This is a genomic window from Isoptericola sp. GX10416 (genome assembly GCF_056590155.1).
This window is the reverse complement of record NZ_JBWPVO010000012.1, coordinates 89314-107771: the sequence shown is the minus strand read 5'-3', so window position 1 is coordinate 107771 and position 18458 is coordinate 89314. Positions and strand designations below refer to the sequence as shown.

Genomic DNA, 18458 nt, shown 5'->3' with positions numbered 1-18458 from the left:
TGGGAGAGTAGGACGCCGCCGGACACCCTTCACAGCCAGGCCCCCCACACCACACGGTGCGGGGGGCCTCGCTGCATACCCCCGACGGAACTTCCCACTGGGTGGGACCTATCATGTTCGGGCAGGTCGTCGGTGTCCGTCGCTGATCGACCGGCAAGGAGACCGATGGCGGAGCAGGCTGAGAGGCGGCACGGGTGAGGATCTCGGCAAAGGCTGATTACGCAGTGCGCGCGTCCGTGGAGCTGGCGGCCGCGACCGACGAGCATCCCGTGTCAGCCGAGGTTCTGGCCTCCGCCCAGCAGGTGCCGCACCGGTTCCTCGAGGCGATCCTTCGTGACCTGCGCCGTGAGGGCATCGTGGCGAGCCGCCGCGGGGCCGGCGGCGGGTACGTCCTGGCCCGGCCCGCAGCCGAGGTCTCGGTGGCCGACGTCGTCCGGGCCGTGGACGGCCCCCTGGTGTACGTGCGTGACCAGCGCCCGTCCGACCTGGGCTACTCGGGGTCTGCCGCATCGCTGCTGCACGTCTGGGTGGCGCTGCGCGCGAACGTTCGGGCGGTGCTGTCCCAGGTGACTCTCGCGGATCTCGCTACGGGGACGATCCCGGCGGAGGTCCGGCTCCTGGTGGACGACGACGAGGCGTGGGAGAACCCCTGACGGAACGGCTCCGTCGGAGCCGCCCGGGTCACGCTCGGTGCGACGTTCCCGAGACACCCCTCGACATTAAACTGATTGGACCGATAGGGTATGTCGAGTAACTCGTCGTTCCCACGTCGGAGGCTCTCGTGCCCACTCTCGTACTGCTCGCTCTCGTCGGACTCGGGGCGCAGCTCGTCGACGGCAGCCTGGGCATGGCCTACGGGGTCACCTCCACGACCCTGCTGCTGATGATCGGCACGAACCCGGCCGCAGCCTCGGCCACGGTCCACCTGGCCGAGATCGGGACGACGCTCGCCTCCGGTGCATCGCACTGGCGCTTCGGCAACGTCGACTGGCGGGTCGTGGCGCGCATCGGCCTGCCCGGCGCGGTCGGCGCGTTCGCCGGCGCGACGTTCCTGTCCTGGCTCTCCACGGAGATCGCCGGCCCGCTCATGTCGGTGCTGCTGCTCGGCCTGGGGGTCTACGTCCTGTTCCGGTTCACCTTCCGCGGGCTGCGCACCGACCGGATCGGGCAGCCGCTGCGCCGCCGCTTCCTGACGCCGCTCGGCCTGGTGGCCGGGTTCATGGACGCCACCGGCGGGGGCGGCTGGGGGCCCGTCGGTACCCCCGCGATCCTCGCGAGCGGACGTCTCGAGCCCCGCAAGGTCGTCGGTTCGATCGACACCAGCGAGTTCTTCGTCGCGGTGGCGGCCAGCCTCGGCTTCCTCGTCGGCCTCGGGACGGCCGGGATCGACGGCTCCTGGGCGATCGCGCTGCTGATCGGCGGGCTGATCGCCGCACCGATCGCTGCCTGGATCGTGCGGTGGGTGCCGCCGCGCGTCCTGGGTTCCGCGGTCGGTGGGGTCATCGTGCTGACGAACACGCGCACGCTGCTCGGCACCGATCTGGTGTCGGTGGGCGGTGCCGTGACGACGGTGATTCTCGCGGTCGTGGCTGCCGTCTGGGTGGGTGCGGTCGTCTACTCGGTCCGCGCGCACCGCAGCGAGCGTGCTGCCGCAGCCGCCGAGTCGTCCGGGGCAGGGGAGGAGGAAGTGTCCGACCCGACCCCCGTCGGATGACGGAACGCCTCCTCCGGTGGCAGTTCTGGGCCTCGGGAGTACGGTGGGCGGCACACGAGTCCTGACCGGGTGCTGAGCCCGGAACCCGGGGAGATGTCATGAGCGGTTCGTCGTCGCACCGCACCGTCGGGGGTGCCGGCCTGGCCGGCGCGGCCGAAGTTCTCGCAGCCGGTGTACAGCTCGTCGTGGGCCGGTACCGGGTCGAGCTCGACTCGGGCCGCACCTGGTGGTCCGACGAGGTGTACCGGATGCACGGGCGTGAGCCCGGCGAGATCGAGCCGAGCATGGACGCGCTGAGGTCTCGCACGCACCCCGACGATCGCAGCCGGGTCTCGCGGACCGCCGTGGTGGCGATGCGGTCGGGAAGGCCGTTCAGCAGCGCCCACCGGATCGTCGACCCGCACGGGAAGGCGCGGACGGTCGTGGTGACGGGGCAGGCGCACCTCACCGACGACGGCGAGATCACGCACGTCGCAGGCTATGTGCTGGACGTCAGCCCGGTGACCCGTGAGGCGCTGGACCGCGAGTCCCAGCGCGCCGTGGGACGGGCCATGGTGTCGGCCTCTGCTGTCGAGCAGGCCAAGGGTGCGTTCATGGTGGTGCACGGCATCGCGGAGGCCGAGGCCGGCGACAAGCTCGGCGAGGCGGCCGCACGGGCCCAGATACCGCTGCAGGCTGCGGCCGCTCAGATCGTCGAGGCGATGGCCGGCGCCGACGGCGACCCGGCGGTGCGGCTCGAGGCGGCCCTGGCCGCCGTCCACACCGTGGAGCGGCCTCGTGGGCACGAGGCGCAGCTGGCCCGACGGCGGCAGCGCACCCGCGGCTGAGCGCGCCTGCGCCGGTCCGGGCCTCAGACCACGGAGACCTGCTTGGCCCGCCGGTCCACGGCCTTGGTGACACCCTGCCGGGCGAGCCGCCGGGCGAGGACGGCGACGCCGCCGGTGACGGCCGCGAACGTGATCGCCTGCACGATCGGGATGTCGTCTGCGTCCAGGTCGATCGGGGCGTCGTTCCCCGTGGCCTTCTCCCAGATCACCTTGATGAGCTTCTGCGCGACCCACCCGGCCGCGAACGTCGCCGCGACCGTCCCGATCTTGAGGCCCAGCGACGGCTCGGACTGCGGGGAGAGCTCAAGGTGATCCACGGATCCTCCAGTACCAGACGGCGGCATCGGGCGAGGCTCGCGAGGGGTCCGCCCGACGGACGTCACCACCGTAGCGTGCGCACGGTGTGTAGGCTCGGAGGGAACGACAGGGGAGCGCCACCGAGCGCTGAGAGTGCGGATCTCCGCAGACCCTCGAACCTGACCCGGTTAGCACCGGTGGAGGAAGTCGGGCTTCTCGATCCCGTCGTCCGTGGACATGGACGACGGCCCCCCTTCAGATCCGTCTGAGGAGGACGAATGATCATCCGTACCCGCCGCACCCTGGCGACGGTCGCCGCTGTCGGCCTGCTGCCCGCACTGGCCGCCTGCTCGGGCAGCGAGGCCCCGGGGGAGTCCGGTGGGTCGTCGACCGACGGCGAGCTCTCGGGCACCGTCACGCTGGTCACCCACGACTCCTTCGCCCTGAGCGACGGGCTGCTGGAGTCCTTCGAGTCGAAGACGGGGCTGCAGGTCGAGCACGTGGCCGCCGGCGACGCGGGCACGCTGGTCAACCAGCTCGTCCTGACGCAGGACAGCCCGCTCGGGGACGTGGTGTACGGCGTGGACAACACGTTCGCGTCACGCGCCGTGGAGGCGGGGGTGTTCGAGCCCTACACGCCGACGGACCTCGACCCGTCGGTGACCGCGCAGGCGGAGCCGGGCCTGGAGGCCCTGACCCCGATCGACCGTGGCGACGTCTGCCTCAACGTCGACACGGCCTGGTTCGAGGACGCGGGCATCCAGCCGCCGGCCACCTTCGAGGACCTCACCGAGGAGGAGTACGCCGACCTGACCGTCGTCACCAACCCGGCGACGTCGTCGCCCGGCTTCGCGTTCCTGCTGGCCACCGTCAGCGCGTTCGGCGAGGACGGATGGCAGGACTACTGGGCCGAGCTCGCGGACAACGGTCTGCGCGTCACGGACGGCTGGTCGGACGCGTACTACGTCGACTTCTCGGGCGGGGGCGAGGGCGGCGAGCGACCGATCGTGCTGTCGTACGCGACGTCGCCGGCGGCCACGGTCACCGAGGACGGCAGCGCCTCGACCACCGCGGCGTTGCTGGACACCTGCTTCCGCCAGGTCGAGTATGCGGGCGTCCTCGCGGGGTCCGACAACCCGGACGGCGCCCGGGCGCTGGTCGACTTCCTGACGTCGGAGCCGGTGCAGGCGGACGTCCCGGGCAGCATGTACATGTATCCCGCGGACGAGTCCGTGGAGCTGCCCACCGAGTGGGAGCAGTTCGCGCCGCTCGCCGAGGAGCCGCACGAGGTCGCCGCGGAGGAGATCGCGGCGCACCGTGACGAGTGGATCGAGCAGTGGACGGCCACGGTCATCGGGTGAGCCGGAGGCGACGCGAGGGTGAGGGGCGCAGCGGAGCAAGCCACTCGCCCGGAGCGGAGCCGCAGGGTCACCCGACGCAAACCCGGGTGAGCCGGAGGCGACGCGAGGGTGAGGGGCGCAGCGGAGCAAGCCACTCGCCCGGAGCGGAGCCGCAGGGTCACCCGACGCAACTCCGGGTGAGCCTGCGGCGCCGGCCCCGGCAGGCGTGGCTGGGCTGGGGGGCCGCGGTCGGTGTCCCTCTGGTGTTCCTCGCCGTCTTCTTCGCCTGGCCGGTGGTCGCGCTGGTCGTCCAGGGCTTCTTCGCGGACGACGGCGCGGGCGGGCGCACGCTCGACCTCTCCGGCTTCGCGGAGGTCCTGGGTCAGCCGCGCACGTGGCGGGTGGTGGGGCAGACGCTCGCGCAGGCGTCCGTGGGGACGGTGCTGAGCGTGCTGCTCGGCATCCCGGGCGCCTACCTGCTGTACCGGTGCCGGTTCCCCGGGCGGACGTTGCTGCGTGGGCTGGTGACGGTCCCGTTCGTGCTGCCGACCGTCGTCGTCGGTGTCGCGTTCCGGCATCTGTTCACGCCGTCGGGGCCGCTGGGGTGGCTCGGGTGGGAGGAGAGCTTCGCGGGCGTGGTGGTCGCGCTCGTGTTCTTCAACTACTCGGTGGTGGTCCGCACGGTGGGCGGGCTGTGGGAACGGCTGGATCCCCGTGCCGAGCAGGCTGCGCGGGCTCTCGGTGCGACGCCGTGGCGCGCCTTCCGCACGGTGACGCTGCCGGCGCTGGGTCCGGCGATCGCCTCGGCGGCGTCGGTCGTCTTCCTGTTCTGCTCGACGGCGTTCGGCGTCGTCCTCGTGCTCGGCGGCATGCGGTACGGCACGATCGAGACGGAGATCTGGATCCGCACCACGCAGTTCCTGGACCTGCGTGCCGCGGCCGTGCTCAGCGTGCTGCAGCTCGTGGTGGTCGTGGCCGCGCTGCTGGTCAGCGGCCGCCTGCGTGCCCGGCGCGAGCGGGCCTTGCAGCTCACGGGCGAGCGGTCGGGCGCCCATCCGCTGGACCTGCGCTCCGTCCGGGACGTGCTGCCCGCGGTGGCGACCGCCGTCGTCGTCTGCGGGCTGGTCGCGTTCCCGCTCGCGGGTCTCGTCCTGCGGTCGTTCCGGGGGCCCGACGGCGCCTGGTCGCTCGCGAACTATGTCGCGCTGGGGACGACGGGCGGGCGCAACGCGCTGACCGTGACCGTGTGGGAGGCGACGGCGAACTCGTTGCGGATCGCGGCCCTCGCCACGCTGATCGCCGTGGTGGTCGGCGGGCTGGTGGTGCTGGTCGTCTCGCGCCGGCCGCGTTCGCACGGCCTGCGGCGCGCCGTCGGGGGGCTCGACGCGGTGTTCATGCTCCCGCTGGGGGTGTCGGCGGTGACGGTCGGGTTCGGGTTCCTCCTGACGCTCGACCGGCCGCTGGGTCTGGACGTCGACCTGCGCACGTCGGGGCTGCTGGTGCCGATCGCGCAGGCGGTCGTCGCCATCCCGCTCGTGGTCCGCACGATGCTGCCGGTGCTGCGGGCGATCGACCCGCGGTTGCGGGAGACGGCGGCGGTGCTCGGCGCGCCGCCGGGCCGGGTGCTGGCCAGCGTGGACCTCGCCCTGGCGGCGCGGTCGCTGGGGCTCGCCGTGGGGTTCGCCTTCGCGGTGTCGCTCGGGGAGTTCGGCGCGACGTCGTTCCTGGCCCGGCCGGACGCCGCGACGCTGCCGGTGGTGATCTACCGGCTCGTCGGGCAGCCCGGCGCGGAGAACTACGGGATGGCGCTCGCGGCGTCGGTGGTGCTGGCGCTGCTTACCGCGACGGTCATGATGGTGGCGGAACGGATGCGTGCCGACGGCGGCGGAGGGGAGTTCTGATGGCGGTCTCGCAGGAGCGTGGTGTCGGCCTGGCCGTGCGCGACGTCGTCGTCCGCTACGGGCAGCGGCGCGGGCACGCGGGCACGACGGCGGTCGACGGCGTCTCGCTCGACGTCGCGGCCGGCGAGGTGCTGGCGCTGCTGGGGCCCAGCGGCTGCGGCAAGTCCTCGCTCCTGCGGGCGGTGGCCGGCCTCGAGCCGGTGGCGGCGGGTTCCGTGGCGTTCGACGGTGCCGACCTGGCGGGCGTGCCCGTGCACCGTCGGGGGTTCGGGCTGCTGTTCCAGGAGGGCCAGCTGTTCCCGCACCGCGACGTCGCGGGGAACGTGGCCTACGGGCTGGCCGACCGGCCGCGGGCGGAGCGGGCCGAGCGGGTGTCCGAGCTCCTGGCCCTGGTGGGGCTCACGGGGTTCGGCGGGCGACCGGTGGCCGAGCTGTCGGGCGGGGAGAAGCAGCGGGTGGCGCTGGCGCGCGCCCTGGCCCCCCGGCCGCGGCTGCTGCTCCTCGACGAGCCGCTCTCGGCCCTCGACCGGGGCCTGCGCGAGCGGCTGGCCGTCGAGATCCGGGCTGTCCTGCACGCGACGGGCACGACAGCGGTGTTCGTCACCCACGACCACGACGAGGCGTTCACGGTGGCGGACCGGGTGGCGGTGATGTCGGCGGGCCGGCTCGCTCAGGTCGCGGCGCCGGAGGCATTGTGGCGGGCACCCGCCACGCGCGAGGTCGCGGAGTTCCTCGGGTACCAGACGTTCCTGCCGCACGCCGACGGTCTCCTCGCGGTCGGTCCGGCGGGCCTGCGGGTGGTCGACGGCGGCTCGGGTGGCGCTTCCGGTGGCGCGTCGGTGGGCGGTGAGGTGCGGCACGGCGTCGTCGTCGCGACCACGTTCCGGCGCGGTCGCACCGAGGTCACCGTGGACGCGGACCTGGGTGCGGGCGAGGAGCGGCTGGTCGCCCGCACGGACGGCAGCGTGCCGGCGGCCGACGACAAGGTGGGCTTGGTGCTGGACCCGCGGGGCTGCGCCGTCGTGCCCGGCTGAGGATGACGACGGGGCGCCGCGGCGCTCAGCCCTGCGCGTCGTGCACGAGCAGCGCCACCTGGGTGCGGTTCTCCAGGCCGAGCTTGTCCAGGAGCTGGGAGACGTGCGCCTTGACCGTGGGCACGCTGAGGTGGAGGCGGGTCGCGATCTCGGCGTTGGAGGCGCCCCGGCCGAGCTCCGCGGCGACGTCGCGCTCGCGGGCCGTCAGGGCCCCCAGGGCCGCGCGCGCCCGTTCCCGGGCACCGCCGGTACCGGCGACGGTCTCCATGAGCCGCCGTGCGACGTCGGGCGCCAGCACCGGCTCGCCCGCCGCGGCCGACCTGACCGCGGCCGCGATCCGGGCGGGCGGCATGTCTTTGAGGAGGTAGCCGGCGGCGCCGGCGTGCAGGGCGCCGCCGACCTCCTCGGCCGTGTCGAAGGTGGTCAGGACGACGACGGCGGGCGGTGACGGCCGTGCCCGGACGGTGCGCGTCGCGTCGATCCCCCCGACGCCGGGCATGCGCAGGTCCATGAGGACGACGTCCGCCGGGTGGGCGTCGAGCACACCGGGGACCTCACCGCCGTCCGCCGCCTCGGCGACCACCCGGATGCCGTCGGCGCCGTCGAGCATGAGGCGCAGACCGGCGCGCACGAGCGCGTCGTCGTCCACGAGCACGACGCGCACGCTGCGCTGCGGGGAATCGGTCATCGGTCCCACGGTAGCCAGGCCGCGAGGGTGAAACCTCCGCCGGCACGCGGGCCCGCGTCGAACCGGCCGCCGAGGAGCGTCACCCGCTCGTGCAGCCCGACGATCCCTGTGCCGCTGCCCGGGCCGTCGCCCGGTGCGCCCGGCCGACCGCCGTCGTCGGCCACGCGCACCGTGGCCTCACCGGGTCCGATCTCGAGCTCGACCCGGACGGCCGCGCCCGCGGCGTGCCGGCGCGCGTTGGTGAGACCTTCCTGGACCACGCGGAAGAGCGTGGTCCGCACGGCCGGTGGCACCTCGGCGGAACCGGCTGCCGGCGCGTCGTAGGAGACGGCGCTCCCGGCCTCCCGCGCCTCCTCGACGAGGCCCGCGACGTCGTCGAGGTCCGGTGCGTGGTCGAGGCCGTCCGCGCGCAGCAGGCGGATCACCTGGCGGAGGTCCTCGAGCGCGTCGCTGACGCCGGAACGCACGCGGCCGGCCGCCGCGGCGAGCGCTGCCGGGTCGGCGTCGGGCCGGTACTCCAGCGCCCCGGCGGTCGCCGCGAGGAGGGAGAGCCGGTGGGCCAGGGTGTCGTGCATCTCGCGCGCGATCCGGGTGCGCTCGGCCGTGCGAGCCTCGGCCACCCGCTGCTCCTGCTCGGCCTCAGCACGCCGGGCGCGGTCGCGCAGCGACCACAGCACGAGCGCCCGCTCCTGCCAGTACGCCCCCCAGCCGAGCAGCGCGGCGTGCACCGCGACGTCGCACAGCAGCCACCAGACGAGCGGGAGGGGGACGGGGTGCCACAGCGCCTGGACGGCGTGCCCCAGCGTCCCGGCGACGGCGACGAGCAGGGCGGTGCGGATCGGGCGGCTCCGGGCCACCTGCAGCGTCGCGGCCGTGGCGGCAGGCGTCGCGGCGGGAGAGAGCGCGGCCAGTGCCGCGAGCCCGAGTGCCGCGGCGACCGTGTGCCGAGTGAACAGCAGGGCCGTCAGCCCGAGCGCCGCCAGCGCGACGGCGACCTCGAGGAGCAGCCCGGTGCGGACGTCGAGGTTCGAGGTCACGACCACCACGGCGGTCAGCGCGGCGATCGCCAGCCAGGCGCCGATGAGCAGGCGTCGCGGGAGGGACGCGGGAGGGACGTGCATGGCAGGAACGCTACGGCTGCCCGCCGGGTCCCGACACCGACGAAGGTCGGGGGCGTCCCCGGCTCCGGTCGGGGTGCCCGACGACGGAGGTCCCGGCAGCGACCTCCCTCCGGCCGAGGCGCAGGTCGCCCCGGGGCTCGCACGCTGGGTACCGACAGCATCCGAGGACGGACCGGCAGCGCCGGCGGGAGGAGACGGGACGATGACCCATCAGACGACGGGACGGATGATTCCGGACGGGAACGGGACCGGGCGGCGCGGCGGGGTGCTCCGCCGTCGGACCCCGGCGTGGGGCGTACCGCTGCTGGCCGCGGCGGTCGCTGCGGTGGTGTGGACGGTGGCGACCGTGAGCGGCGCGGAGCTGGTCGCGAGGACCGGTGGCGGCCTGCGCGAGGTGGGGCTGGTCGACGTCGTCGTGGCCGGGCTCGCGGCCGGGCTGCTCGGCTGGGGCGTGCGTGCGCTGCTGCGGCGGCTGCCCGGCGGCGGTGACCGGGTGTGGCTCGTGCTGTGCGGCGTGGTGCTGCTCGGCTCCTTGGCCGGCCCGCTGGGCGCGGCGACGCGGGAGGCCGTGGGGTTCCTGGTCGCCGAGCACGTGGCCGTCGGCGCGACGATCGCGCTCGGCCTCCGGCGGAGTGCCTCGGGAGGCGGGGTCGACCACACCGCGGGCTAGCGCCTGGCCCATCCATGATGCGGTGCACGCTGCTGAACGGCTGACTCGCTCTGACCGTCACCGCGTTCTCGGCGAAGCGACAGGCAGGACGAAAGCCTCCTCCTGACCAGCGCGGACGGTCAGCCTCGCCAGGCAGGACGCGGCAGGGCGGGCAGCGCGAACACCGCACGGGCATGGTGCATCAGGAGCAGCAGGGGGTCGCGGCGCGCGACGAACGCGTCGTCGGGCACCAGACCGAGGGCGCGTCGGCGGTGCAGCATGGCGAGCTCCGTCGCGGCCTGCTGGTAGTCCGCCAACGCGCGAGCGGGCCCGCGCCCGAGGGCGGCCCGGACCTGTTCGCGGGCCCGGCGTCTGCGGTGCAGCGAGGACAGCATCCACAGGTCGGGCGGCGTGACGACGCCGGTCTCGCGGTACTGCGGCAGGTGGGTGCGGATCAGGGCGACGATGCGCTGCCGGTCGCGGTGCAGCACGACCGCCAGGGCGACGAGCACCCCGAGCCCGGCGAGGTAGGCCGCACCGAGGCCCGGCAGCCCGAACGCCGACGACGCGTTCCACGCCGAGTGCAGGGCGACCGCACCTGCCAGCCCGGCGAGCACCGGGACCGTCCTGCTCCGGCCGGGACGGCGCAGGGCCGCCGCCGCGACGCCGATGCCCATGAGCGACGTGCACAACGGGTGCAGGAGCGGGGAGACGAGTCCGCGCACGGTGAACGTCAGCGCCAGGGTGCCCGGTGGGGCGAAGGCGTAGTAGCTGATGTTCTCCACCACGGCGAAGCCGAGCGCCACCATCGATCCGTAGATGATGCCGTCCGTCGGACCGTTGAGCTCGCTGCGGCGGAACCACAGCAGCCCCACCAGCACCGCGCCCTTGAGGACCTCCTCGACCACGGGGGCGGTGACCGCCGCCATGGCGTACCTCCCGAGCTCGTTGCCGAGCATCGGTGCCCACACCAGGTCCAGCCCGGCGGTGTTGAGGAGCATCGCCAGGAGCACCGCGACCCCCGCACCCCACCCGAAGGCGGCGATCAGGACATCGGGCGGCTCCGGCTCCAGCCGGTCGAGCGCCAGGATGCCCGCGAGCAGCAGCGGCAGCGGGACGAGCGCGAGCACGACGGCCGCCGGGACGCCCGTGGCGCCGTCGTGCAGCATGACCGTCAGAGCGATGACCAGGCACAACGACGACACGGCGATCGTGACGACCGTGCCGACCGACGGGCGGGCCGTCGGCCGGTCGGCCAGGATCGCCCGCGGATCGAGTGGAGGCATGGCCCAAACCCTACTGAGGCCGCGCTCCCGCCCGCCGGGGCGTCCGTGCTCTCAAGCCCGCCGCTCCCGGTAGTACCGGATCAGCGCGGCGGTCGAGGAGTCCTGCTCGGCCAGTGTGGCGTCGTCGCCGGAGACGGCCGGCGCGATCTCCAGGGCGAGCTTCTTGCCGAGCTCCACGCCCCACTGGTCGAACGAGTCGATGCCCCACACGACACCCTCGACGAACGTGATGTGCTCGTACAGCGCCACGAGCTGGCCGAGCGCGGACGGCGTGAGGGCGGGCGCCATGATCGACGTCGTCGGCCGGTTGCCGGAGAACACGCGGGCCGGGACGATCGCCTCGTCGGTGCCCTCGGCGCGGACCTCCTCGGCCGTCTTGCCGAACGCCAGCGCCTTGGTCTGCGCGAAGAAGTTGGCGAGGAACAGCTCGTGCACGTCGGCGCCGGGCTGCACGGCCTTCCCGTCGCCCTCGCTGTCGGTCAGCGGGTAGGCCGGCGTCGCGAACGCGATGAAGTCCGCCGGGATGGTGCGGGTGCCCTGGTGGATGAGCTGGTAGAACGCGTGCTGGCCGTTGGTGCCGGGCTCCCCCCAGAAGACCTCGCCGGTCTGGGTGGTCACGGGCGAGCCGTCCCAGCGCACCGACTTGCCGTTGGACTCCATGGTGAGCTGCTGCAGGTAGGCCGGGAACCGGTGGAGCTGCTGGGCGTACGGCAGGACGGCGTGGGTGTGGGCGTCGAGGAAGTTCGTGTACCAGACGTTGAGCAGCCCCATCAGAGCGGGGACGTTCCGCTCGAGGGGCGTGGTGCGGAAGTGCTCGTCCATCGTGCGGAAGCCGGCGAGCAGCTCGCGGAATCGGTCCGGCCCGAACGCGATCGCCAGGGACAGGCCGATCGCGGAGTCCACCGAGTAACGGCCGCCCACCCAGTCCCAGAACCCGAAGGCGTTGTCCGGGTCGATGCCGAACGCGGCGACCTTGTCGAGCGCCGTGGACACGGCCACGAAGTGCTGTCCGACGGCGGCCTGTCGCGCCTCGTCGGTGTCCTCGATCGCGCCGGACGCGACGAGGGCCTCCCAGAGCCAGGCCCGTGCGAGGCGGGCGTTGGTCAGGGTCTCGAGCGTGCCGAAGGTCTTGGAGGCGACGATGAACAGCGTCGTCTCGGGGTCGAGACCGGCGGTCTTCTGCGCGACGTCGGTCGGGTCGATGTTCGAGACGAACCGGGCCTCCAGGCCGTCGCGCAGGTACGGGCGCAGGGCCTCGTAGACCATGACGGGACCGAGGTCGGATCCGCCGATGCCGATGTTGACGATCGTCTCGACGGGCTTGCCGGTCACCCCGGTCCACTTCCCGGAGCGCACCTGGTCCGCGAAGGCGCTGAGCCGGTCGAGCTCGCGGGCGACGTCCGCGTCGACGTCCTGACCGTCGACGACGAGCGGCGGCTGGGTCCCCGGCGCCCGGCGCAGCGCGGTGTGCAGCACGGCGCGGTCCTCGGTGACGTTGATGTGCTTGCCGGTGAACATCGCCTCGATGCGTGCGGGGAGGTCGACCTCCCCGGCGAGGCGGACGAGCAGCTGGTAGGTCTCGTCGGTCGCGAGGTTCTTGGACAGGTCGACGAACAGGTCGCCGGCGGTGTGGCTGTGGCGCTCGGCGCGGCCGGGATCGGCGGCGAACCAGCCGCGCAGGTCCCCCTGGAACTCGCGATGATGCTGCAGCAGCTCGTCCCAGGCGGACGTGGTCGTGGCGTCGACAGGAGAGGTCGTCATGGCGCCTACGGTAGTGATCGCGGGCAGCGTGCGCGCGCCCGTCCGCGACCTGCTGCCACCGCGTTGGGCGGATCCCGCGCGCTCCGGGCCGATCGTGGTGAGGATGGGGTGATGAGAACCAGCAACCTCGAGCTCCTCACCGGCGACGACGCCACGGAGCTGCTCGCGACGGCCGTGTCCACCGCGGGTGGCGAGCTCGTGGACTGGTCGGTCCGCCAGGTCGACCACCGTCCGGGCCGCTCCACGACCGTCGCCTACCGGGCACGCGTGCGCTGGGTGATCGGCGGCACGGAGCCGCAGGTGCGCACCGAGACGCTCGGGGCGTCGCTGGGGCGGCCGGGCGACCAGCACGTCCCGGGTGTGCTGACGCTGGACGACGGCGAGCACGCGGTCGCGGTGTGGCGGTTCCCGGGCGATCCCGGCCTGCCGGCGCTGGCCACGGCCTACGACGTCGAGGCGGTCAGCACGCTCCTGGGGGACCTGGGTGTGCCGGAGGTCGCGCGCGGGCCGGTGACGCTGCGGGTGCGCGCCTACCGCCCGACGCGCCGGGCCGTCATCGAGGCCAGCACGCCGGGTGCCCGGGTCTTCCTCAAGGTCGTCCGGCCGGAGAAGGGCGACGAGCTCTACGCGCGGCACGCACTGCTCGCGGGCGCCGGCCTCCCGGTGCCGAAGCCGTTGGGCCGCAACACCGACGGGCTGCTCGTCATCGCCCCGCTGCCGGGGGAGTCGATGCGCCACGCGGTGCGCGACGGCGGTCCGGTGCCGGCGGCGGGTGACGTCGTCGACCTCCTGGAACAGCTGCCCGACGGCGTCGCGGACCTGCCGTACCGGGCCTCGTGGAGCGAGAACGCGGCCCACTATGCGTCGGTGATCGGGGCGGCGATGCCGTCCGAGGCTGATCGCGCGGCGCAGCTCGCCGCCGTCGTCGCGGGCCGGATCGCCGGTCAGCCGGCGACGGAGCCGACCCACGGCGACCTGTACGAGTCGCAGATCATGCTCGGGCAGGACGGGCGCATCACGGGCCTGCTCGACGTCGACTCGGCGGGGCCGGGCCGGCGGGCGGACGACCTCGCGTGCCTCGTCGCGCACGTCGAGACGCTCTCCCTGCTGCGCGGCTGGGACGCCGACGGGTTGCACCGCCTGGCCCTGGAGTACGCGAAGGGGTTCGGGGACGTCGTCGACGCGGACGAGCTCTCCGCCCGCACCGCGGGTGTCCTGCTGTCCCTGGCGACGGGGCCGCACCGCGTCCAGGAGGCGGACTGGCCGCGGCAGACCTCGCGGCGGCTCGACGCGGTGGAGCGCTGGCTCGGCGGGCGTCCGGCCTGAGGCCGGGGCGGACGGGTCAGGCGCCGACCGGGCCGGTGCTGCCGCGGGCGACGAGCGACGTCGGCAGGCGCAGGTGCTGCTCGCGCGGTGCGCCCTCGAGCAGGTCGAGCACCATGCGCAGCGCCTCGGTGCCCATCTCGTGCAGCGGCTGCGACACGGTGGTCAGCGCGGGCGTGGTGGTCAGGGACTCGGGAACGTTGTCGAAGCCCACCACCGACAGGTCTTCGGGGACGCGCAGGCCGAGGTCGTGCGCCACCTCGATGACGTGGATGGCGGACTGGTCGTTCGCGGCGAAGACGGCGGTGGGGCGTTCGCCGCGGGACGGCGCCAGCAGCTCGCGCGCCGGGGTGTCCGCGGTGTTGGGGCGGTAGCCGCCCACCCGGATCAGCGACTGGTCGACGGTGAGCCCGGCGGCCTCGAGCGCCTGGCGGTAGCCGAGCTCGCGGAGGCGTGCCGACTCGAGGTCGGGGCGGCCGCCGAGGTGGGCGATGCGGCGGTGGCCGAGGGCGAGCAGGTGCTCGACGGCCTCGCGCGCGCCGGTGGTGTTGTCCGAGTCCACGGTGTGCGTGCCCTCGGGGCCGGTGTGCGGGTCGATGGCGACCACCGGGATGCCGTTGGCCTCGGACAGCACCATGGTGGGGGTGACGACGATGGCGGCGTCGATGAGGGTCCCGGCGAGCCGGGAGAGCGAGCGGCGCTCCCACCCCGTGATGGCGCCGCCGTCGGTGCCGCCGGAGTACGCGAGGAGCTCGTAGCCGGTGCCGTCGACGGCGGAGGAGATGCCCTTGAGCAGCTCGGTGGAGTAGGGCTCGAACTCGGCCACCAGGACGCCGACGACGTTGGTCGACTGCCGGCGCAGGCTGCGGGCGACCAGCGAGGACTCGTAGCCGAGCTCGGCGACGACGCCGAGGACCCGCTCCGCCGTCGACGGCGCAACTCCGTAGCGGTGGTTGACGACCTTCGAGACCGTGGCGACGGAGACGCCCGCGACCCGCGCGACGTCGGAGATCGTCACGCGACCCACGATGGGTCCGGACTGGGTTCCCGCGGGTTGCGGGTCGGCGGCGGTGCTCACAGGACGAGAGTATCCGGGAACCAGGGCGTGCGGCGCACCCCGTCCGGCCGTGTCGAAACCGTTATCGAAAACGATTGACGGATTTGCGGGTCGCCTGCCAAGGTAGGAATCGGACGGGCAGCCGCGACACCGAGTGCACGTGGCCCGCCCGTAGCCGCAGTACCAGAAGTACCACTGTCGACGACGACCAAGGGGTTCCACGATGACGAGGAAGATGCGAGGCGCGACCGCCGTCGCGCTCGGGGCGACCATCGCCCTCCTGGCAGGCGCCTGTGCCGGTCAGGGAACGGCTGACCAGGAGTCGCCCGACTCCGAGAACACCGCCGAGGGTGGCGAGGCCACCGTCGAGTGGTGGCACAACTCGAACACCGGCGAGGGCAAGGAGTACTACGACCAGGTCGCCGCGGACTTCGAGGAGGCCAACCCTGGCGTCACGGTCCAGATCGAGGCCATGCAGCACGAGGACATGCTGACCAAGCTCCAGGCTGCCATGCAGGCCGGTTCGGGCATCCCGGACGTCTTCATGAGCCGTGGTGGCGGCGAGCTGCAGAACGACGTCGACGCCGGGCTGCTCCGCGACCTCACCGAGGACGCCGCGGAGAGCGTCGAGAAGATCTCCGCGTTCACCGGTCAGTACACCGTGGACGACAGCGTCTACGCGCTGCCGTTCTCGATGGGCATCGTGGGCTTCTGGTACAACAAGGACCTCTTCGAGGAAGCCGGCATCAGCGACGTGTCGGACAGCCCGACGATCGACGAGTTCTACGGCTACGTCGACCAGCTGAAGGCGGCCGGGATCGACCCGGCCTCGGTCGGCGCCGGGGACAAGTGGCCCGCCGCGCACTACTGGTACTACGGCGTCGTCCGCGAGTGCACCTTCGACACCGTCGAGGCCGCCATCGAGTCCGGTGACTACTCCGACGAGTGCTTCATCAAGGCCGGTGAGAACGTCCAGGACATCCTCGACAAGGAGCCGTTCAACCCCGGCTTCCTGGCCACGGGCGCGCAGGAGGGCCCGACGTCGGCCTCCGGCCTGCTGGCCAGCGAGCGCGTCGGCATGGAGCTCGCCGGTCACTGGGAGCCCGGTGTCGTCGGTGGTCTGCGCGAGGACGAGACCGTGCCGGACTGGCTCGGCTGGTTCGCCTACCCCACCTTCCCCGGCCAGGCCGGTGACCCGAGCGACCAGATGGGTGGCGGTGACGCCTGGGCGGTCTCCAACGACGCTCCGGACGTCGCGGTCGACTTCGCCGAGTACCTGGTCTCCGACGAGGTTCAGACGGGCTTCGCCGAGCTCGACATGGGTCTGCCGACCAACCCGGCGGCGACCGACTCGGTGGCCAACGAGACGCTGGCGCAGCTCATCCCCGTCCGTGACGGCGGCGGTGAGGCCCAGCTCTACCTGGACACCCGTCTGGGTCAGTCCATCGGTAACGCGATGAACGACGAGATCGCCCTGCTGTTCGCCGGTGAGGCCGGCCCGCAGGACGTCGTCGACGCCATCGAAGAAGCCGCGGCAGCGCAGGGGTGACCGAGATGGCAGACGACGCGGCCGTCGCGACGGACGTCTCGCCTGCCACCTCCTCCGGTCCGGCTGCCGGTGCGACCCGCAAGGGTCGCCCGGCAGCCGGACCGTCGGCTGGAGGGCGGCGGGCGAAGCGCTCAGAACGACGCAAGTACCTCGAGATCGCGTTCTTCGTAGCGCCGGCTCTCGCGATGCTCATCCTCTTCATCGTCTGGCCGGTCATCACGGCCGTCCAGATGTCGGCGTTCCGGTGGAACGGCCGAGGTCCCATGGTGGACTTCGTCGGGCTCTCGAACTACGTCTCGATCCTCAACAACGACGTGTTCATCGGTTCGCTGATGAACAACCTCCTCATCGTCGTGCTGTCGATCGCCATCCAGCTCCCGCTGGGACTCGCGATCGCACTCCTGCTGAACCGCAAGATGTGGGGCCAGGGCGCGCTCCGCACGATCATCTTCGTGCCGTACGTCCTCGCCGAGGTCGTGGCCGGTGTCATCTGGTTCCAGCTCGTCCAGCCGCAGTACGGCGTGATCGACACGCTCCTGAAGTCGGTCGGCCTCGAGCCGCCGGCCCAGGGCTGGCTCGGCGACATGGACCTGGCGTTGTGGACCGTCGTCGCGATCCTGACCTGGAAGTACCTCGGCCTGGCCGTGATCCTCTTCCTCGCGGGTCTGCAGGGCGTGCCCGAAGAGCTCTACGAGGCCGCCCAGCTCGACGGCGCCTCCTGGTGGCAGGTGCAGCGCCGGATCACCGTCCCGCTGCTCGGCCCCACGATCCGTACCTGGGGCTTCCTGTCCATGATCGGGTCGTTGCAGCTGTTCGACATGGTCTGGATCCTGACCAAGGGCGGTCCGGCGAACGCCACCAGCACGATGGCCATCTTCCTCGTCAACGAGGGCACCCGGAGCAACAACTTCGGGATCGCCGGTGCCGCCTCCGTGATCCTGTTCCTGATCGCGCTGGTCATGGCGGTGCTCTACCAGCGACTGATCCTGCGCCGAGACGCCAAGGGGGTGGCGTGATGACCACGTCGACTCAGACTCCAGCCGTGACCCAGCCGGCCAAGCGCCGCCGGGGCAGCGCGGGCAAGTTCCAGGGCGGCAACCCGGTCGTCTACGCGATCGCGTTCGTGGTCGTCTGCGTGACCCTCGGGCCCGTCGTCTACGGCGTGCTGGGCGGTTTCCGCAGCAACGGCCAGCTCACGCAGAACCCGGCAGCCCTGCCGGACCCGTGGATCTTCAGCAACTACGCGGGCGTCGTCACCAACCCGTCGTTCTGGCAGTACACGCTCAACTCGGTGATCGTCGCCGTGATCACCACCGCGATCGTCGTGATCTTCGGTGTCATGGCGGCGTACCCGCTGGCGCGGTACGCGTTCAAGGGGCGCGAGGCCCTGTTCATGCTGTTCGTCGCCGGGCTCCTCTTCCCAGCCACGGTCGCGGTGATCCCGCTGTTCATCCTGCTCACGCAGAACTTCGGGCTCGGCAACACCTGGTGGGGCGTGGCGCTGCCGCAGGCGGCGTTCGCGCTACCGATGACCGTGGTCATCCTGCGACCGTTCCTGCAGGCGCTGCCGCAGGAGCTGGAGGAGGCCGCGCAGCTCGACGGCACCAGCCGGATCGGGTTCTTCTGGCGGATCCTCATCCCGCTGTCCGGACCGGGCATGGTCACCGTCGGCGTCCTCGCGTTCGTCGGGTCGTGGAACGCCTACCTGCTGCCGTTGCTCCTGCTGCAGGGCGACATGAAGACCCTGCCGCTCGGTGTCGCCGACTTCTCCTCCGAGCACTCGTCCGACACCGCCGGTGTGTTCGCGTTCACCACGCTCGCCATGATCCCGGCGCTCGTGTTCTTCCTGGCGATGCAGAAGCGCATCGTCAACGGACTGCAGGGCGCGGTGAAGGGATGACCGCGCAGAGA

Annotated in this window: 17 protein-coding genes and 1 riboswitch; of the genes, 11 read left to right on the top strand and 6 right to left on the bottom strand. The window is 72.8% G+C overall.

What is annotated here, in order from left to right:
* Positions 1–194 precede the first annotated feature (194 nt).
* From ACWAT2_RS16140 to ACWAT2_RS16130, 3 genes are all read left to right on the top strand, one after another.
* Positions 195–653, top strand: coding sequence for an RrF2 family transcriptional regulator (locus ACWAT2_RS16140; RefSeq protein WP_402377133.1), 459 nt, complete (start codon positions 195–197; stop codon positions 651–653).
* Between the two features lie 128 nt (positions 654–781).
* Positions 782–1714, top strand: coding sequence for a sulfite exporter TauE/SafE family protein (locus ACWAT2_RS16135; protein WP_402377131.1), 933 nt, complete (start codon positions 782–784; stop codon positions 1712–1714).
* A gap of 98 nt (positions 1715–1812) precedes the next feature.
* Complete coding sequence (locus tag ACWAT2_RS16130) at positions 1813–2541, top strand: PAS domain-containing protein (protein WP_402377128.1); 729 nt, start codon at positions 1813–1815, stop codon at positions 2539–2541.
* A gap of 23 nt (positions 2542–2564) precedes the next feature.
* Here the strand turns inward: ACWAT2_RS16130 and ACWAT2_RS16125 are convergent, their stop codons facing one another.
* Positions 2565–2858 carry a DUF4235 domain-containing protein gene (locus ACWAT2_RS16125; RefSeq protein ID WP_402377125.1) on the bottom strand — a complete coding sequence of 98 codons (294 nt, stop codon included), beginning with the start codon at positions 2856–2858 and terminating at the stop codon, positions 2565–2567.
* 98 nt (positions 2859–2956) lie between these two features.
* A riboswitch (TPP riboswitch) is annotated at positions 2957–3061 on the top strand.
* A 55-nt stretch (positions 3062–3116) separates the two neighbouring features.
* Between ACWAT2_RS16125 and ACWAT2_RS16120 the strand changes: the two genes are divergently transcribed.
* The 3 genes from ACWAT2_RS16120 (at position 3117) to ACWAT2_RS16110 (ending at position 7113) form a co-directional block, all read left to right on the top strand.
* Positions 3117–4199 carry a thiamine ABC transporter substrate-binding protein gene (locus tag ACWAT2_RS16120; protein WP_402377123.1) on the top strand — a complete coding sequence of 361 codons (1083 nt, stop codon included), beginning with the start codon at positions 3117–3119 and terminating at the stop codon, positions 4197–4199.
* 176 nt (positions 4200–4375) lie between these two features.
* Positions 4376–6079 carry an ABC transporter permease gene (locus ACWAT2_RS16115; protein WP_402377120.1) on the top strand — a complete coding sequence of 568 codons (1704 nt, stop codon included), beginning with the start codon at positions 4376–4378 and terminating at the stop codon, positions 6077–6079.
* Positions 6079–7113, top strand: a complete 1035-nt coding sequence (locus ACWAT2_RS16110) for an ABC transporter ATP-binding protein (RefSeq protein WP_402377117.1) — start codon at positions 6079–6081, stop codon at positions 7111–7113. Before ACWAT2_RS16115 ends, ACWAT2_RS16110 begins: the two co-directional genes overlap by 1 nt.
* 25 nt (positions 7114–7138) lie before the next feature.
* On the opposite strand, the gene ACWAT2_RS16105 is transcribed toward ACWAT2_RS16110, so the two are convergent.
* Both ACWAT2_RS16105 and ACWAT2_RS16100 read right to left on the bottom strand, forming a co-directional pair.
* Entirely contained in the window at positions 7139–7801 is a 663-nt protein-coding gene (locus ACWAT2_RS16105; protein WP_402377114.1) for a response regulator, read from the bottom strand.
* A complete protein-coding gene (locus ACWAT2_RS16100; protein ID WP_402377111.1) occupies positions 7798–8922 on the bottom strand; it encodes a sensor histidine kinase in 1125 nt (374 codons plus the stop codon). The genes ACWAT2_RS16105 and ACWAT2_RS16100 overlap by 4 nt, the downstream gene beginning before the upstream one ends.
* A 202-nt stretch (positions 8923–9124) precedes the next feature.
* Between ACWAT2_RS16100 and ACWAT2_RS16095 the strand changes: the two genes are divergently transcribed.
* Positions 9125–9592: a DUF6069 family protein gene (locus tag ACWAT2_RS16095; protein ID WP_402377108.1), complete on the top strand. Its 468-nt coding sequence runs from the start codon at positions 9125–9127 to the stop codon at positions 9590–9592.
* 119 nt (positions 9593–9711) lie between these two features.
* Here ACWAT2_RS16095 and ACWAT2_RS16090 read toward each other — a convergent pair whose 3' ends face one another.
* Both ACWAT2_RS16090 and pgi read right to left on the bottom strand, forming a co-directional pair.
* A complete protein-coding gene (locus tag ACWAT2_RS16090) occupies positions 9712–10857 on the bottom strand; it encodes a PrsW family intramembrane metalloprotease (protein ID WP_402377105.1) in 1146 nt (381 codons plus the stop codon).
* Between the two features lie 51 nt (positions 10858–10908).
* Positions 10909–12618, bottom strand: coding sequence for a glucose-6-phosphate isomerase (pgi, locus tag ACWAT2_RS16085; protein ID WP_402377102.1), 1710 nt, complete (start codon positions 12616–12618; stop codon positions 10909–10911).
* A gap of 111 nt (positions 12619–12729) precedes the next feature.
* On the opposite strand from pgi, the gene ACWAT2_RS16080 reads away from it, so the two are divergent.
* Positions 12730–13944: an aminoglycoside phosphotransferase family protein gene (locus ACWAT2_RS16080; RefSeq protein WP_402377099.1), complete on the top strand. Its 1215-nt coding sequence runs from the start codon at positions 12730–12732 to the stop codon at positions 13942–13944.
* Positions 13945–13960: 16 nt separating this feature from the next.
* Here the strand turns inward: ACWAT2_RS16080 and ACWAT2_RS16075 are convergent, their stop codons facing one another.
* Complete coding sequence (locus tag ACWAT2_RS16075) at positions 13961–15019, bottom strand: LacI family DNA-binding transcriptional regulator (RefSeq protein ID WP_402377096.1); 1059 nt, start codon at positions 15017–15019, stop codon at positions 13961–13963.
* Between the two features lie 202 nt (positions 15020–15221).
* Between ACWAT2_RS16075 and ACWAT2_RS16070 the strand changes: the two genes are divergently transcribed.
* Genes ACWAT2_RS16070 through ACWAT2_RS16060 form a run of 3 tightly spaced genes read left to right on the top strand, consistent with a single transcriptional unit; the run spans position 15222 to position 18447 of the window.
* Positions 15222–16547, top strand: coding sequence for an extracellular solute-binding protein (locus tag ACWAT2_RS16070; RefSeq protein WP_402377094.1), 1326 nt, complete (start codon positions 15222–15224; stop codon positions 16545–16547).
* A gap of 5 nt (positions 16548–16552) precedes the next feature.
* Positions 16553–17563, top strand: coding sequence for a carbohydrate ABC transporter permease (locus ACWAT2_RS16065; protein ID WP_402377092.1), 1011 nt, complete (start codon positions 16553–16555; stop codon positions 17561–17563).
* Entirely contained in the window at positions 17563–18447 is an 885-nt protein-coding gene (locus tag ACWAT2_RS16060) for a carbohydrate ABC transporter permease (RefSeq protein WP_402377089.1), read from the top strand. Before ACWAT2_RS16065 ends, ACWAT2_RS16060 begins: the two co-directional genes overlap by 1 nt.
* The last annotated feature ends 11 nt before the right edge of the window (positions 18448–18458 follow it).

Coding starts and splice junctions, on each gene's coding strand:
- ACWAT2_RS16100 (WP_402377111.1), bottom strand. CDS start 8,922: ATGCACGTCCCTCCCGCGTCCCTCCCGCGACGCCTGCTCATCGGCGCC.
- ACWAT2_RS16110 (WP_402377117.1), top strand. CDS start 6,079: ATGGCGGTCTCGCAGGAGCGTGGTGTCGGCCTGGCCGTGCGCGACGTC.
- ACWAT2_RS16130 (WP_402377128.1), top strand. CDS start 1,813: ATGAGCGGTTCGTCGTCGCACCGCACCGTCGGGGGTGCCGGCCTGGCC.
- ACWAT2_RS16095 (WP_402377108.1), top strand. CDS start 9,125: ATGACCCATCAGACGACGGGACGGATGATTCCGGACGGGAACGGGACC.
- ACWAT2_RS16120 (WP_402377123.1), top strand. CDS start 3,117: ATGATCATCCGTACCCGCCGCACCCTGGCGACGGTCGCCGCTGTCGGC.
- ACWAT2_RS16080 (WP_402377099.1), top strand. CDS start 12,730: ATGAGAACCAGCAACCTCGAGCTCCTCACCGGCGACGACGCCACGGAG.
- ACWAT2_RS16070 (WP_402377094.1), top strand. CDS start 15,222: ATGACGAGGAAGATGCGAGGCGCGACCGCCGTCGCGCTCGGGGCGACC.
- ACWAT2_RS16065 (WP_402377092.1), top strand. CDS start 16,553: ATGGCAGACGACGCGGCCGTCGCGACGGACGTCTCGCCTGCCACCTCC.
- ACWAT2_RS16060 (WP_402377089.1), top strand. CDS start 17,563: ATGACCACGTCGACTCAGACTCCAGCCGTGACCCAGCCGGCCAAGCGC.
- ACWAT2_RS16105 (WP_402377114.1), bottom strand. CDS start 7,801: ATGACCGATTCCCCGCAGCGCAGCGTGCGCGTCGTGCTCGTGGACGAC.
- pgi (WP_402377102.1), bottom strand. CDS start 12,618: ATGACGACCTCTCCTGTCGACGCCACGACCACGTCCGCCTGGGACGAG.
- ACWAT2_RS16090 (WP_402377105.1), bottom strand. CDS start 10,857: ATGCCTCCACTCGATCCGCGGGCGATCCTGGCCGACCGGCCGACGGCC.